General features: G+C 63.0%; 13 protein-coding genes and 2 pseudogenes. 8 read left to right on the forward strand and 7 right to left on the reverse strand.

Annotated elements, in window-relative coordinates; all coding sequences use genetic code 11:
- Positions 1 to 33 precede the first annotated feature (33 nt).
- The 6 genes from NV1_RS31065 to NV1_RS46990 all read left to right on the forward strand — a co-directional run bounded on the left by NV1_RS31065 (position 34) and on the right by NV1_RS46990 (position 7,196).
- The gene (locus tag NV1_RS31065; RefSeq protein WP_067899513.1) at positions 34 to 906 is read left to right on the forward strand and encodes an alpha/beta fold hydrolase; all 873 of its coding nucleotides are present in this window, start codon (positions 34 to 36) and stop codon (positions 904 to 906) included.
- Positions 907 to 1,847: 941 nt separating this feature from the next.
- Positions 1,848 to 3,416, forward strand: a complete 1,569-nt coding sequence (locus tag NV1_RS45230) for a PucR family transcriptional regulator (protein ID WP_218027247.1) — start codon at positions 1,848 to 1,850, stop codon at positions 3,414 to 3,416.
- A gap of 73 nt (positions 3,417 to 3,489) precedes the next feature.
- The gene (locus NV1_RS31075; RefSeq protein ID WP_245714006.1) at positions 3,490 to 4,605 is read left to right on the forward strand and encodes a DUF7064 domain-containing protein; all 1,116 of its coding nucleotides are present in this window, start codon (positions 3,490 to 3,492) and stop codon (positions 4,603 to 4,605) included.
- Complete coding sequence (locus NV1_RS31080; protein WP_067899525.1) at positions 4,602 to 5,834, forward strand: phosphotransferase family protein; 1,233 nt, start codon at positions 4,602 to 4,604, stop codon at positions 5,832 to 5,834. Before NV1_RS31075 ends, NV1_RS31080 begins: the two co-directional genes overlap by 4 nt.
- A 65-nt stretch (positions 5,835 to 5,899) precedes the next feature.
- Positions 5,900 to 6,376 carry a hypothetical protein gene (locus tag NV1_RS31085; protein WP_157117476.1) on the forward strand — a complete coding sequence of 159 codons (477 nt, stop codon included), beginning with the start codon at positions 5,900 to 5,902 and terminating at the stop codon, positions 6,374 to 6,376.
- A 34-nt stretch (positions 6,377 to 6,410) separates the two neighbouring features.
- Entirely contained in the window at positions 6,411 to 7,196 is a 786-nt protein-coding gene (locus tag NV1_RS46990; RefSeq protein ID WP_169813448.1) for a 5'/3'-nucleotidase SurE, read from the forward strand.
- Here NV1_RS46990 and NV1_RS45235 read toward each other — a convergent pair.
- The 6 genes and pseudogenes from NV1_RS45235 to NV1_RS31120 form a co-directional block, all read right to left on the reverse strand.
- Positions 7,135 to 8,181, reverse strand: coding sequence for a response regulator transcription factor (locus NV1_RS45235; RefSeq protein WP_067899532.1), 1,047 nt, complete (start codon positions 8,179 to 8,181; stop codon positions 7,135 to 7,137). The genes NV1_RS46990 and NV1_RS45235 overlap by 62 nt on opposite strands.
- On the reverse strand, positions 8,178 to 9,212 hold the full coding sequence (locus tag NV1_RS31100) for a response regulator transcription factor (RefSeq protein WP_067899533.1): 1,035 nt from the start codon (positions 9,210 to 9,212) through the stop codon (positions 8,178 to 8,180). Before NV1_RS31100 ends, NV1_RS45235 begins: the two co-directional genes overlap by 4 nt.
- Before the next feature lie 144 nt (positions 9,213 to 9,356).
- The gene (locus tag NV1_RS31105) at positions 9,357 to 9,899 is read right to left on the reverse strand and encodes a hypothetical protein (protein WP_067899535.1); all 543 of its coding nucleotides are present in this window, start codon (positions 9,897 to 9,899) and stop codon (positions 9,357 to 9,359) included.
- Positions 9,899 to 11,140, reverse strand: coding sequence for a phosphotransferase family protein (locus NV1_RS31110; protein ID WP_067899537.1), 1,242 nt, complete (start codon positions 11,138 to 11,140; stop codon positions 9,899 to 9,901). Before NV1_RS31110 ends, NV1_RS31105 begins: the two co-directional genes overlap by 1 nt.
- Before the next feature lies 1 nt (position 11,141).
- Complete coding sequence (locus NV1_RS31115) at positions 11,142 to 12,134, reverse strand: DUF7064 domain-containing protein (RefSeq protein WP_067899539.1); 993 nt, start codon at positions 12,132 to 12,134, stop codon at positions 11,142 to 11,144.
- A gap of 246 nt (positions 12,135 to 12,380) precedes the next feature.
- Positions 12,381 to 13,371, reverse strand: a pseudogene (locus NV1_RS31120) (IS481 family transposase).
- Positions 13,372 to 13,419: 48 nt separating this feature from the next.
- Between NV1_RS31120 and NV1_RS31125 the strand changes: the two are divergent.
- Positions 13,420 to 13,980: a TetR/AcrR family transcriptional regulator gene (locus NV1_RS31125; protein WP_067899542.1), complete on the forward strand. Its 561-nt coding sequence runs from the start codon at positions 13,420 to 13,422 to the stop codon at positions 13,978 to 13,980.
- A 48-nt stretch (positions 13,981 to 14,028) separates the two neighbouring features.
- Here the strand turns inward: NV1_RS31125 and NV1_RS31130 are convergent, their stop codons facing one another.
- Positions 14,029 to 14,892 carry a class I SAM-dependent methyltransferase gene (locus NV1_RS31130; RefSeq protein WP_067899671.1) on the reverse strand — a complete coding sequence of 288 codons (864 nt, stop codon included), beginning with the start codon at positions 14,890 to 14,892 and terminating at the stop codon, positions 14,029 to 14,031.
- Between the two features lie 300 nt (positions 14,893 to 15,192).
- On the opposite strand from NV1_RS31130, the pseudogene NV1_RS46050 reads away from it, so the two are divergent.
- Positions 15,193 to 15,301, forward strand: a pseudogene (locus tag NV1_RS46050) (VOC family protein); the annotation flags it as partial.
- Positions 15,302 to 15,304 lie beyond the last annotated feature (3 nt).

A 15,304-nucleotide genomic window follows, 5' to 3' on the forward strand; every position in this document is an offset into this window, starting at 1 on the left:
GCGACACATTCGACGATCAGATGGAGGGGCTCGATGAGCGCCAGGACCGAGTTCCGATTCGAAGGCAGCGACGGTCGGCAGATCGTGGGATATCGCTGGAAACCCGATAGTGCGCCGCGTGCGATCGTGCAGGTGATCCACGGTGTCGGCGAACATCTGCGCCGCTATGAGCATTTCGCGCAGACGCTCACCGCGGCCGGGTTCTTCGTGCATGGGTACGACAGCCGCGGCCATGGCCGGAGTATGGCGTCGAGCGCGGAACCCGGTGTTATCGGCGCCCGGGGGTGGACGCAATCGATCGAGGATATCGACGTGCTCGTCGAACGCGGACGGGCGGAGTTTCCGGATCTGCCGCTGGTGGTTTTCGCGCACAGCATGGGATCGTTCGCCACCCAGCAATACCTGCTGCAGCACAGTGATCGCGTGGACGCGGTGGCCCTGTCCGGTACCACCGCCCTCGACCTCATCGAGCCTGCTCTCGATCTCGAAGCCGGGGTCGGACTCGACGGTTTCAATGCCCCGTTCGAACCGGGTCGCACCGGCTTCGAATGGTTGTCTCGCGACGCACACCAGGTGGACCTGTATGTGCAGGACCCGTTGTGCGGCTTTGCCTACGACACCGAAGGCATGAAGGCGGTGTTCGCGGGCGCCCGGCGGGCGGCAGAACCCGAACGTCTGGCCGCCATCCGCTCCGACCTCCCGATCTACATCGCCGTCGGCGACCAAGATCCCGTCAACGGGCAGCTCACCCTCGTCGATGCCTTGGTCGATCGGTACCGTGCGGCCGGGTTGACCGATGTCGAGTTGCGTACATACCCGGGTGCTCGCCACGAGATCTTGAACGAGACGAATCGCGATGAGGTCGAGAGAGATCTGGTCGCCTGGTTCGACCGCGTCACCGCTTGACTCGCGGGAGGTGTCGACCGGCGCCTCCACGCGACCCGACCGTCGATGTTTGGAGAGTCCGCCCCACTTTCGGCGATCTCCCCGCCGGATACACCAGGACCCTGCTCGCTCGCCGATCCCTCGACAACCCAGCCGATATCGCCTACTACCTGTGCTTCCACCCCGCCGCCATCGAGCGGGAACAGGTCGTGGCCGTCGTTGGCGCCAGGTGGGCGGTCGAGGAGTGCTTGTGCGCCACGAGGGCGCTCCGTCATATCCCCGGTTCAGCCGGGAGGAACTGGAAGGAGGGATTCCTGGGTCTGATGGCTTACCCCGCACCGAAAGGTTAAGGGGGACAAGAGCATGCCATGTAAAACCAGCGGCCGGGTCCAGGCGTCCGGGACGGTGCGCTGGGAGACCTGCGCGACATGGTGAAGGCTGGATTGCGTGAGGCCCAATCTCCAGCGATGGAACTTCGCATCCTCCGGAAGCGACGTCTGAAACCGGTGCCCGTGTCCTGGCCTGGTGATGAACACAGCCGGGCCATCCTTCCGGATGCTGGGGCGATGCCCAATGAGGGCATTGAAGGAGATGAGTGGGCCGCCTACCTCGCGCTGTCACGTATGGCGGAGACGAACGTGGGATCGCCTACGGGACGCGAGTCCTGGGACGACGGAGGCTTCATAGTAGTCGCCGGAGTCACGCCCGGCCAGGGAGGGTGGGAAAACCGTCCACAGGGCGAAGGGCCAGGTGATTCGAACACTCGATGATCGGGAGGTATGCGAAATGCAGTACGCCGAAACGGTTCTGGGTGTTCTTCGTGAACGCGGCAGAAGGACGCTGCCATGCACGCAACTGTATCGGCAACTGTTCAACCCGCGGTTGTATCTGCTGGCTTACGGCCGCATCTACTCCAACAAGGGGGAGATGACGCCGGGGGCACGCATGAAACCGTGGACGGCATGTCGACGGCCGAGATCGATCGCATCATCGACGCGATGCGTCATGAGCGCTATCGGTTCGCGCCGGTGCGGCGGACGCTGATTCCGAAGAAGAACGGGAAGACGCGTCCGCTCGGTCTGCCGACTTGGTCGGACAAGCTGGTCGGCGTGGTCGCCCGTTGTTGGAGGCGTATTACGTGCCGCAGGGCCGAATCGCCCGCTGCCTATTTGGTCATTCCATTGACAGACGTACCCGTTCTTTCTAGTCTGTCTGCAGTGATGTCGTCTGCTACGCCCGAGCCCGATGATGGGAAAAAGCTGTCTGTGCTGTCCTGGCGGCTGCGATTGGAAACCGCGTTGAGCGGGCATCATGCGGAAATCGGTACGCTGTCCGGTTTGGTCGCCGCTCTGGCGACTTCGCTCGTGTCCACGGTGTTCCTGCTCGGGCCGGCAGGGCGAGTTATCAGTGGACACAATCCACCGAACATGCCGGCGTCGATCCCGAGTCTCGAGCGCCTGAAGGCTGGGGCCGGTGTGGTGGGGGAGGGCGGCCCGGCCGCAATTTCCCGGATCGGCGGACCGGCGGGCGCCGGAACCTACGTAATAGCTTCGATCGTTGAGGGTGACCATCTGTTCGGCTGGGTCGTTGCCCTGATCGGCGATGCCGACAGTGATCAGTTCTGCTGGGCCGTCGACCGGGCGGTCGTACATTTCCGGATGGAGTTCGTCGCGCAGCGGCGTCTTGCGCGGGTCGCGGGCACCGCGCGTGCGAACCTGGCGCGGCACATGGTGCGCTCGTCGACCTACGATTCCGACTTGCGAGCGTGTGCGGAGTACCTCGGCGTCGATCTGGCGGCGGAGCGGGTCGTCGTGTTCGTTCTGGAACGTGGGCGGCCTTCGGATGCCGCTGTCGATGGTGACCGACTCGGAAGTCTCGTCGCCAACGAGCTCGCTGTCGATGTATTGGGTTTTGGTGGCACCGAGGGCATCACACTTCTGATCGCCGCGCCGCCCGGTGCCGACAAGGCGGCCTTCGTCGCGCGCTGCAAATCCGCTGTGACAATGGGACTGGGCCGGATGGGCGACCGTTTTGCCGTCGCCGGTGTTTCCTCGGTGACTCGGCCCGGGCAATTGCGGCGCGCCTATCGGGAAGCCTTCGAGGCCGCGCGATGTCTCGACCGGTACCCATCGGACTCGACGAGCGTGATCGCTTGTGACGAGCTGGGCCCGGCCCGGCTGCTGGTGGCCAACAGCAACGAGCAATCGGTGCGCACGTATGTCTACGATGTTCTGGGCGCTCTTATCTCCGGTGGCACGATCAACAACGACCTCCTGCGTACGCTCCAGGCGTTTTTCGAAAGTGGCCGAAATGTACGAGAAACCGCGGCGCGCCTCGGAATTCACGAAAATACCGTCCGGCACAGGCTCGCCCGTGTGCACGACCTGACCGGACTCGACGTGGCGAGCGAATCGAATGATCAGCTCAGCGTGCAGACGGCGCTGTTGATTCTCCGACTGCAGGGGCACCATGCGGTTCCGGGCTTCGACGCCTATGTCGTGACACCGGGAGCTCCCTCGGCTCGAAACTGAGCCGCAAACGATGTAGCTCGGCCGGGAACAAAACAACTCGGATGCGATCGACGCCGCCTACCCTGGCGGGGTTGTGGACTTCTCCAATATGGTTGCGGCCGGGGCCGGAGTATTTCTTGACATGTCTGGCGGCACGGGAATCTACTGTTGCGCAACGTCTTACAGGATTGTTCACAGGAGGAGAAGTCCGATGATCACCGATGCCGATTCAGAATTCCACTCGCGGGATCTGGATGACCGGACCTGGACAGAAACGATGTTCTTGCCCTTCGTGATTCCAGAAGAGGGGATCTTCGGAAACGTGTATGTTCTGGCGCGCCCAAACCTCGGAACGGCCACATCGTCGATTCTCATCGGGCAGGGATTTTGCACCCAACCCTACGAGATCGATTTCACGGATACACAGGTACATCTGCCTTGTCCGGAGTCATTTTCGAAGTTCACTCTGGGCAATGGCCTGGCGGTGCAGGCCCCCACGCCGAAGGAATACGACTTCAGTTACGAGAATGTGCTCGGCGCGTGCTCGTTCGACTTGTCGTTCCGTGCGTCGCACGAGCCGTTCGATCCGGGCGATCCCGAGCAGAACCCACTCCTGGAAGCAGACCGCGGCAGCTCGGACAGTCGGCATGGTGATGCCTGGGAGAACGGGCATTTCGAGGTCAAGGGCCATATCGTCGGCGAACTGGAATTGCGCGGCAAGCGTTATCGAATCGACTGCTATGACGGAATGGACCACAGCTGGGGGCCGCGTACGGAGGTAGGGACCCGCTCGGTTGCGTGGGTCTCGGTGAACTTCGGTCCGGAGTTGTCCGCGCACCTCGCCGTGCTGATCGATCTGCGCGACGGCAAGGTCGTGTACGAGCGGCTGCGTTTCGGCTTCATCGTCGAGAACGGTGTGGTCCATCCGGTGCTGGAGGCCTCGATCCGAGCCGACCACACACACCTCCTGGCCATGAACAATCACATTCGGATACGCGATGTTCGTGGGAAGGAATTCGAATTCTTCGGCACAGCGATCTCGAGCCATCCCTGGTACAGCTTCAATCCCTGTCATGTCAGCTATCAAGGCGTCTTCCGGTACCACTGGGGTGATCGAGTCGGGTACGGCGAGATGGCCGACATTTATGGGCTGGATTATCTGGCACAGCGGATGTCTCGTCACGGACGTTCGCAGCGGAGTCTCCGATGAGCGGATACGACCTCACCTGGAGCCTGGATTTCGATCAACGTGACGCTCCGACGGCCGAATTCATCGAGGCTGTCCGGCGGGCACATCCGACCGAACTCGAGGTCGACGCGATGCTCACCCGCAAGATGAACCGCCGCGGCAATCCGCCGTATTGCCGGCCGCAGCTCGATGATCTGGCGAAGCTGCTCGAGCCTTTCCTGGCACACGAATTGGCGTCGTCCGACTTCGCGATCAAAGACCTGCACTGGTTTACCGGCGGGGTGTCCAAGATTCAGATCGGATTCACGCTCGACCAGCCTGGCAGCGGCGGCACCTGCCGATCAGATCAGCTGGTATTGCGGATGGATCCCAGCGAGGGGTCGAATGCCACCAGTCGCGCACGCGAGTACGAGCTGCTGACCCTCATGAATGGGGTCGTTCCGGTGCCTCAGCCGTACTTTCTCGATGCGGACGGTGACTGGTTCCCGGAACCCGCCCTGATCTACTCCTTCGTCGAAGGGGTGACCAAACCACGCGACACCGGCACCGGGCGGATCAGCGGTCTCGGTACCGAATTCGGGCCACGTCACCGCGAAGTGCTCGCGCCGCAGTATCTCGACCATCTGGCCCGCATTCACAACACCGACGTTTCGAGCCATTCCTTCGAATATCTGCAGGTGCCGCGGACCGGCACCAGCGAGTCGGCCGAGTGGCTGGTGAACCACGCGTTGCGCTGCTGGGAAGAGGACCGTGGTGAGGACTCCCCCCTCATGGAGATCGCGGCGAACTGGCTCGTGAACAATCTTCCGCAGTTGGACGTGGCCACAGTGGTACACGGCGACTTCCGCAGTGGCAACTTCCTTTTCGATGAGCACACGGGACTGATCCGGGCATGGCTCGATTGGGAACGTGGAGTGATCGGCGACCGCCATCGGGATCTGGCCTGGATCACCCTGCCGACGATGGGGCACTACGACGCGGACGGCCGATACTTCGTTTGTGGCCTGATCCCGCTGGAAGAATTCTTCACCCGATATACCGAGGTTTCGGGGCTCGAAGTTGATCCGGACCGGTTGCGCTTCTACCGAATCCTGAACTGCTTCACGATCATCGTGTCGGCGATGGCGTCCGCCTACCGCATTGTGCGACTCGGGAAATCCCACCAAGACATCCTGCTCGCGCGGGTCGCGGCATTGGTTCCGGTCATCTCCCGCCAGCTCGTCGCGCTTCTGAAGGGAGAGAACCGATGATGGACCACAGTGAGAACACTCTGCGCGCGGCGATCAAATCGCTGCGTGACACGGTTGCGCCGGCCGTGGACGCGGCGGATCCGCAAGCGGTCGAGCAGCTTCGCCTGACGATCGACTTCCTCGAGTTTCTGCGGACGCGGATCTACGACATCCACGCGCGGCAGCGATACGAGCTCGGGCGTCAGCTGGACCTCGCTCGGGCGCTTCTCGACGACGCCGCGCTGATAACGGCAAATATTGATGAGCACCTCGAAGGTGCATGGTCGCGAGCTAACGCCGTCTATATCGATGCGAGCGCACACACCGAGGATCTGCGTGCCGCGTCGCAGCACCTGTGGGCCGCCGTACGCGGCGTGATCAGAACCGCTCGGCACGCGCCCGAAGAGATCCGCAATTACATTGGTGCGCAGATAATTTCGGGAATGGAACCGTTGGTGGAAGTCGACAGCGCATGGTATCTGCCGTTCGGATCGGAACCCGAACCGGCCAGAGTTCCTGGGCTCGATGATCTGCTCGGCAGAGCGTCTACGGGTATGCGGTGAGACTGTCGACGGGTGTCGGATCCGAGCCGATGTCATGAGAATTCTTGTCTCGAATGATGACGGCATCGGCGCTGCGGGGCTGAGTTCCCTGGCGGGTGCGGTCGTGAACAGCGGTCATGAGGTTGTGATCGTGGCGCCCAATGGGGAATTCAGCGGGAGTGCGGCGAGTCTCGGGGTGGTGCGAGACGAGACCGCAGTCGGGGTAACGGCCGGCCCGTTCGAGCATCTGGCGGGTGTCGAGGCGTACGCGGTCGATGCGCCGCCCGGGTTGGGAGTTCGGGCCGCTTGCCTGGGAATGTTCGGTCCGTGTCCGGAACTTGTTGTCTCCGGAATTAACCCGGGTTATAACTCCGGTCGGCTGGTGCTGCACTCCGGCACGGTCGGTGCTGCGCTGACAGCTGCCTCGATGGATGTGTGCGGTGTGGCGTTCAGCACCGGTTCCGCCTCGATGATCGGCCTGAGAGCCGCTGCCCGGGTTGTCGAATGTGTAATTCCTGCACTGATCGATATCGGGCTGCCGCCGGTTGTGGTAAATGTCAATGTTCCCGCGCTGCCCATCGATGAGATCGTCGGCGTTGCTTACGGGCAACCTGGTGCGGTGGGTGCCGATGATCTCGGATTCGAGTTCCATGGACCGAGCCTGCATCTGCGGCGGCGGTTCAACCCCCCGCCGTACGATCCCGGATCGGATACCGATCTGTTGTCGCGTGGCCTGGTTGCCGTGTCCGTTCTGGGTCTTCCATGGATTACCCCGGACGTCACCGAACAGATCGCTGCTGCGGTCGAGTCTCAGTGGAAGCTGCTGGAACGAGTGCGATGAGTTCCGAGCGATTGGCGGCACCGTACTTGCGGAGGAGACTCTTGAGATGCGATTTGACGGTCTCCACGGAGACGAACAGTATCGCGGCGATCTCTGGGTTCGACCGGCCTCGTAACACCAGTTGCAGGACCTCGTCCTCGCGGCGGGTCAGTCGAACCGATATCGGCGCTGCCGTGATCTCGCCGTCGCAAATATCTGTGCTGGAACAGAACTCGTCATGTACGAGTCTTGTTACGGCATGTAGTGCACGTTTGTCGACATCGGTGGCCCACGCCGTACCGACGATGCTCGCCAGCAAGGAGAGGTAGGCGTAGGCGGTGTCGGCCACCGGGTCGGCGACGACACAGTGGATGAGTCCGGCAGCGGCTTCCGGTGTCGACACCGGCACCACGACGTAGGCCGCGGCGCCGAGCAGCCGTCGAACGATAGCCGTCGGGGTTGTCGTCTCGGACACCAGCTGTCCCAGTTCCACCGCGCGGTACTCCGCGGAGCCCGGAGCCAGAGGTATGCCCTGATCCGGGACCGATGCGGCCGTATCGGCGGTGGCGACGATTCGCCAATCATCGTCGCCGACGGTCGAGAACAGCACAGGCCCCGCTGTAACCTCGCTGAGTTGGCCGCACGCGAAGGTGACACCGTCGGCGAATCGCGGCGTGCGCTTGAATTCTCGCGCCACCAGTGACAGCGATTGGTACAGCGCCGAATCGGTCTCGGCCAGGCTCGCTGACAGCGCCTGGTGTAATCGTGCCGAGCGGACGAGAAGCGTCGCGACGGCGGGGCCTTCCTCGGCGGGCAGCGTGCACGATCGCGCGAGAACAGTCGCGATCGCCGGGTACAGCTGATCGGCGATGCGCCCGATCCGCGACCGCGCGTCGAGAATCCCGGCATCGGTGTGTCGTGACCTGGTCAGTTCGGCCTGGCCAACGTCGAAGAGCTGCCGTAAGACCCGGATATTGCGATCTGCTCGGGATGGTGTCCGGTTCATTGCGGCCGATCCCGGTTCAGGTCGGCCCGGTAACGCGCCGTAGCCTCCGCCCTGCTGCGTACTCCGAGTTTGCGAAAGATCTGCTTGATATGCGACTTGACGGTGGCTTCGGAAATATCCAGTTCTGAGGCGATCTGCGCGTTCGACAGCCCCGCCGCGAGATCGCTGAGCACTGCGTGCTGGCGCCGAGTGAGCAGATTGCGCTGGTCGGCGACGGGGTTGGCGGCCCGCGGGCTGAACGGATCCGCGCGAACGCGGCCGGTGATGAGCTCCTCCGAATATCGGACGATATTCGCGAGGCGTTCCCGCAGTGCCGCCAACTGGTGTTGGCGTTGGACGCGTTCGGCCACGACGCCGACCATCTCCGACAGGAAAACCACTCGGCCGAGATCCTCACCGGTGGTGACCTGGTCGAATTGATCGCCATGGACCATACCGATGACCTGAGATCCCGATATGAGTGGAGCGACCGCGAAGCCGTGCGATGCCGAGATCCGCATCAGCGGTTTGTAGGTCAGTTGGTGAGTATGCGGTGAGACGACCAGATGTGTTGTGCGCCTGCGGATGACGTCGGCTTCGAGCGGGGCCGCGGTCAGGTCGATCATATTCGACAGGTATTGCCGCAGCCGGGTGTGGTCGCTGAGCGTGATGTCGACATAGAGGTATTCGGGCTGCCAGGTTCCGCGGTGGACGGTGGACAGCAGTGCCCTGCGAAAGCCGAGAGCCGCGCAGGCGTGAGCGAAGTCCGATTCGGCGAGCGTCGCCGCCGAGGTAAGGTCGCTCGGCGTCCTGAGCAGTTCGCACATCCGGGATGCCGCTTCGTCGAAGTGGCCCGCTCGCATGTTCGTACCCCACTGGTAGGGGGCGAACATCCGGCTCAGCTGGGGACCGAGGCCGGCGACCTCTTCGGGGCCCACTAGTCCCTCGTCGAGGGCTTGGGTTATATCTGCGCGCAGGCGCGCGAATACATCACCGGTCGCGCAGATATTTTCGCGGATTCGGTCCGGCTGGTGTGCGGTTCGTTTCGGCACCGTTCACCTTCTCCCGACATGGGCGCCGGTCGGACTTCGCGTGCGGAAGGCACGCGTCGAGGCGCTGAAAGTTGGCCCCATACTATATATGGTTAGACCAAACATGCAAGGGTTCGGAACGGGCCGAGCGAACCGCTGACCAGCTCAGTCGGTGACCGGGGCAAGGCTCCTGTCGGTTGACATGATCTCCTCGAGAGGCCGCGCCGAATGCGGTGCCGGATCGAATCCCATCGGCAAATACCAGGACCGTTCGAAATCGACCCGCTCGGGTATGGCCGCCATGACCGCGCGTTCGACTTCGCTGCGCAGTTCCGGTTCCACGTCTGCCCGCAGGACCGTGCGCAGGGCTGCGGCGATCGCGGCCGTGGCCTCTCGGAGGGCGGCGGTGTCACCGCCGGCATCGCGCACGGCTTGTTCGCCTGCTCGTGCGGACCCGCGCAATGCGGCGGCGATTTCGGTGTCGCCCACTATGTCGAGAACCGATCCGGCGATGCGTCGGTGGTGCTCCAGTTCGAACATTGCGCGGCTGTGCATGTGTGCAAGCCGTTCGCGCAGGAATTCGAGGTATGCGATCGACAGCGTGAGCTGTTCGGTCGCCAACGGGTCGGCGGGGTCTACGGCGGGACCGACGATATCGCGCAATGATTTGATCACCGCGCGCAACGAATTCTCGGAATGATCGGCCATCAGATCTTCTCCTCGAGCAGGACCATCAGCTGGCCGGAGAGTGTGGGAACCATGCCCTTGACCCAGGACAGCAGCACGTCCTGGTGGGTTTTTCCGAGCCGGGCCACTCGGTAGGCGGTCGCCAGCGTCGTGATGATCAGTTGATAGGTGTTCGCGATCTTGTAGTACGCGAGTCGTTGCGGATCGACGGGCAGGCCAGAAGCCTCCTGGTAGCGGTCGAGGAATTCGGATTCGGTGAACAAGCCGCAGACCAGGTAATCGCCCGAATCCGGGTCGACATGGCCGAAGGTCGAGTCGGTGGCCCAAGCGAGGTCTCGGTGGCGGTCTCCGAGGTGGCAGTACTCCCAGTCGAGCCACGCCGTGATCTCGTGGGTGTTCTCGTCGAAAAGGAAGTTTCCGCTTCGGAAGTCACCGTGGACGATGCCGATCCGGTCGGTCGTCGGAAGGTTGCGCCTGAGCCAGTTGGCGGTTACCTCGACGAGTGGATGATCCTCGCCACGATCCTCCTCCCAGACGCGCTCGTACTGGTTCAGTTTCCACTCGGCGGCTTCGGTGGTGCCTGGGGCGGGCCGGTCGAAGCTGGCGAGGGTGAGACCGGAGATATCGGTGGTGTGCAGTGCGGCGAGATGATCGACGAACTGGGTTCCCAGCGACCGCCGCAGGGCGGGCCCGAACATCGTGCCGAGCCCGCTCACCGCACCGGTGCCGGTGGTGGAGGGTTTGGTCGTACCCGGCGCGAACGAGTACACCAGGGTCGGCTCCGGAAACCAGGTGGCGTCCTCGTCGAGCCAGAACACGCGCGGCACCGGCAGCGTGTCGCGGACGGCCTCGAGGATCTCGGCTTCCTGTCGACGGCTGGTCGCGTTGAGCGACTCGGACGGATCCATGCGTGCTACCAGGCGATCGGTGACCGGCCCGCGGTCGGGGTCGGTCCACCGAAGATCGAAGCGCACCTGCATTTTCGACGCTCCGCCCGACATCCACCGGGCGCTGGAGATTTCGTAGTCGCCATCGATCTTCGTGCGGAGCAGTCCGTCGAGACAGGCGGCGAACTCGTCGAGTCCGAGGCGCTGGAACGGGAGATTTGCCCGGCGCTCGAGTTTGCGCACCAACATTCGATCGATTTCGCTGTCGACGCGATAGCGGCGTCGCATCTCATCGATGAATTCGCGTGGTGGATCATCGCGCAGATCGAAATCCGAATCGATGAATTCTTGTGAAAAATGTTTCTCAGCAGTCATTTCAGCGCTTCCGTCCGTGCTTCGACATGCGCTCGGCGAGGTAGTCGAGGCCGAAGATATCGGCCATCTCCCCGTAGCCGATACGGCCGTTGTGCTCGTACCGATGCAGGCTCTGATAGGCGACATCGCGTGGATTGAACGCCTGCCACGGGTGTGCGGCGACGGCGCTACCGAAGAACTCCCATTCCCGGCCACGGTCGTCGCGGACCTTGATTCGGTTTGAAACGGTAAGCATTTGCACGCGAGCCGCCTCGACCTCGGCCCAGACCAGGCTGTGAGTGCTGCCGCCCTCGGCGACGAATCCGAACCGCAGGTCGCCGTAGCGCACCTGTCCGCCCACGACCTCCATCTCGACAGCCAAATGCATGGCCAGTTCCGGGCCGAAGTTCACCGAAATCCAGGACACCGCCCACGTCCCGAGGTCGCGCCGGGGGCCCCAGCTGTGATCCATTCCCTCGTAGCAGTCGACCCGGTACCGCGTGCCACGCAACTCGAGCTCGCCGGTGATGTGCCCTTTCGTCTCGAAATGTCCTGTCGCCCAGCCGTCTCCCTTCTCGTCGAGGGTAGCTTCGGAGTCCGCGCGCGACAGCAACGCGTTCTCTGCCGGGTCGTGCATGTCGAACGGGTGGTGAATCGCGTCGAACTTCAGGTCGAAAGAGCAGTTGCCCAGCGCGTGCTCATAGCGGAAATGGTAGTCGCGCGGCGCATTCGACGTCTTGACAGTCAATCCGTTCGGCAGGGTGTAGTCGGTGAAGGACTCCGGGCACGGCAGGTGGACCTGACAGTCGTTGAGATCGATATCCTCCACGTCCGGGCAGAACCCCTGAACCAGGCAGATCGACGACAGCGCGACACCGAGGTTGGGGCGGGCCAGTACGTACGCGTTTCCGAGGATGCCGGCCTCCGGGATGCTGAAGATGAGCGCGGTGGTCTCGGTCCACGTCCAGTCGTCGGCGTCGCGGCTGTGGAAGTCGCAATCTAGGGCATTGATCATCGGTTTCGGCTCCTGACAGATCGTGAGGTGGCGTGTGACGCACGACACTTATGCCCATCCTGCGGGCGCTCGGCGGTCGTGGATAGCGCGTAGGGCGCATATCCCTCGAAAATTCCCCCGACTCCCCCCATCGGATGGCGGTTCGAGCGAAATCTGCCTGGGGAAGGATCTGATTCGGGTGGAGATGACTGCCCCGGAGTCTGCCTCGTTGCCGAATCGGACGCTTGACGAATGTGTTATCGGTCACTAGCGGTATGAGGCCACGACGTTCGTGACACGCTGGTCGAGCATGGCGGCAGGCGGCCGTCCGCCAGCCGCACTGTGAGGGCGGTGATAGTTGTAGTGCGCGTTCCACACACCGAGCGCGTTCGAGTCCAGGTTCGGACGTAGAGGAACTCTTCGGCGAGAATTCGGTTATAGCGCTCTACTTTCCCGTTGTGCTGGGGCGTGTACGGCTTGGTCCGCTTATGTCTTGCTCCGAGCAGGGAGCGGGTGAACGCGTCAGCGCGATAGCACGCGCCATTGTCGGTGACGACTTGCTCAATGTGGGTGATTCCGTGCGCGGCGAACCAGGCTCTCGCGCGGTGCAGGAAGCCGATCGCGGTAGTGGCTTTCTCGTCAGCGAGTGGTTCGGTGTAGGCGAGGCGGGTGTGGCCGTCGATGGCGGAGTGCAGGTACACGTATCCGCGTCTCCCGGTTGCGGTTTTCGATCGTGCTGCCGCGCGGGCTTGATCGGAGTCGCGGCCGTGGACACGCCACCCACCGCCGTCGGGATCCGTCCGACCTTCTTCACGTCCATATGCACCATGTGGCCTGGCCGTTTCGCGACGATGGGACGAGGTTGTCGGTTGGTGCCGCCATTGGGGTCGATGAATCTTCGCCGATTCAGCCCGAGATGGCCGATGATCCGGGTAACTGTGCGACGGCTGATCTGGATTCTGTTGTCATTGAGTTCGAACGTGGTTCGAGAGGCTGACCACTTGCGCTGACGGCGCCAGGTCTCGATCAGTTCGACGACCTCCGGTGGTGTCGCGGCCGGCTGCTGGCGCGGCACAGACGACCGGTCCAGCAGGCCGACGTCGCCGTACCTACGCCACCGGTTGACCCACTTCGAGGCGCACGCCCGCGAGATTCCCATCTCGGCGGCCACATGCGCGATCGGCCTGGTTCGGCAACGGTCGACCAGACGGCGGCGTCCCTCGATGGATAACGGGGCGTTGCGGTGCGTCGATGTCACGCTTGTTTGGTAGTTAGTCACTGGTAACTTGTCAAAATGGGTGAACGGATGAGCGGAGCCGCACGACGTGCTCAAGTGCTGGACATCGCAGGTCGGGAGTTCGCAGCACACGGTCTGCACGGAGCTTCGACCGAGGCGATAGCGAGAGAAGCGGGGATAACACAAGCATATGTCTTTCGGATGTTCGGAACGAAGAAGGCTCTGTTCCTCGAATTGGTCCGAGAGGCGTTCGAGCGTCTCAGCGACGCGATGCGAGTCGCGGGGGAAGGCAAGACCGGCCTGGATGCGCTCTCGGCGATGGGGGCCCAGTACTTCGACCTGCTCTCCGACCAGACCGGGCTGTTGCTGCAGCTTCAGGGCTTCGCCGCGTGCGGGGATCCGGAAGTCAGGGATGTGGTGCGGGCGTGCTTCGCGCGGCTGTGGGACACGACCCAGGTCGGCACCGGGCTCGAGCCGCTGACCGTCAAGGCGTTCCTGGCCTTCGGAACTCTGTTGAACGCCGGGGCCGCGATGGATATCGAAGACGTCGACGCAGACTGGGCACACGGCGTCCGTACCCGGGTCCAGCCCGGGTTGTTCGCACACCTCACCTCCGAGGCAAACCGCTGACCGCCGGTTCAACCCGGTTGCTCCGCGCAGGTTGGCGTGCGCGACCGTTCAGTGGCCAGCGCGAAGGATGCGGCTTGCGCGTAGCGCGTGGGGGGTCCGGTTCTGGAACTCTCCCGGTCCATCGATGTAGCTGTCGATGAGTTGCGCTGCGGAGTAGTCCTCGATCGCCGTAAACCCGAGAAGGCGCAGTTGGGCGGCAATGTCGGCGGGCGTGAAGTAGCTGAACCAGGGCTCACCAGCGGCGGCCACGCGAGTTTCACGTTCTTGTAGCTGCTGTCGATCCTCATCGGTGTCGGCCGGTTGCAGGTAGTCGAAGATAACCTCGCTCGGCTGAGCCTGGCCGGCGATGTAGGTCAATGTTTTTTGCACGGCAGCCGGGGTCAGATAGAACACCACTCCGAGCCAGACGAACACCGCCGGATCAGTGCGACTGAATCCCGCAGACGCCAGACCCGTTGCCAGCAAGTCGGTTTCGAAATCCACGGGCACAAACGTCAGCGACTGAGGTATGTCGATCGCTGCCTCATCAAGGCGGTCGCGTTTCCATTCCTGCGTGGCAGGATGGTCGACTTCGAAAACCCGCAAACCAGGGTGCGGGTTGCGATAGGCGAAAGTATCCAAGCCCGCACCCAAGATGACGACCTGCCGCACACCTGTTGCAGCGGCCGCCGCAATCCGATCCTCAGCGAATCGTGCACGAGCGGCAAAGAACAAACGTCGAGGTCTGTACGTGGAACCGCTGCCGGGCCGGTCTTCGGTCGGCTCAGCACTGTTCGCCAGTTCATCGGCCGTGGCACCGATCAGAGATGCCACCACTGGATCGGTGAGGATGCGCGGATGGTCAGCGATCTGGTGGTACGCGCGTCCGTATGCCGTCGCCAGTGCCGTTCGACTCGGTCCGCCGCGATCCATACCCAGTTCTCCGTTCGTCATACCCGGAAGCCTACATGTTGTTGTTAGTAACTAGTAACCAGTAACTGAACCGTCAACAACCTCCTGACCAGCAACAACTGGCTCGCGCTCGCGCGGGGCCGTTCATGGTTGTAAGCTCAACTTTCGCAGTCTCGGTGAGTGGGCGCCGGAAGCATTAGGCGGTGCCCTCGGCCGATACGCGGGTAGCCGTCGAAATCGACCGGCGAGTGCGCGGATTGGCTGAGCGAGTCAAAACTCTCGCTGTCCTCGCAGAGGGTGATAGATCAGCAGTCGGTGAGCGTCGCACTCGGCGCGACACGCCTGCATCGCCACGAACCCGCTCCCCCGATGGCCGCGGGCCACATCGTCATGGCCGCCCCGGGAGGGCAACGAGTTCTGCCTCGACTGACTT

Origin of the sequence: Nocardia vaccinii NBRC 15922 (assembly GCF_001613305.1) — a bacterium.
Classification (GTDB): domain Bacteria; phylum Actinomycetota; class Actinomycetes; order Mycobacteriales; family Mycobacteriaceae; genus Nocardia; species Nocardia vaccinii.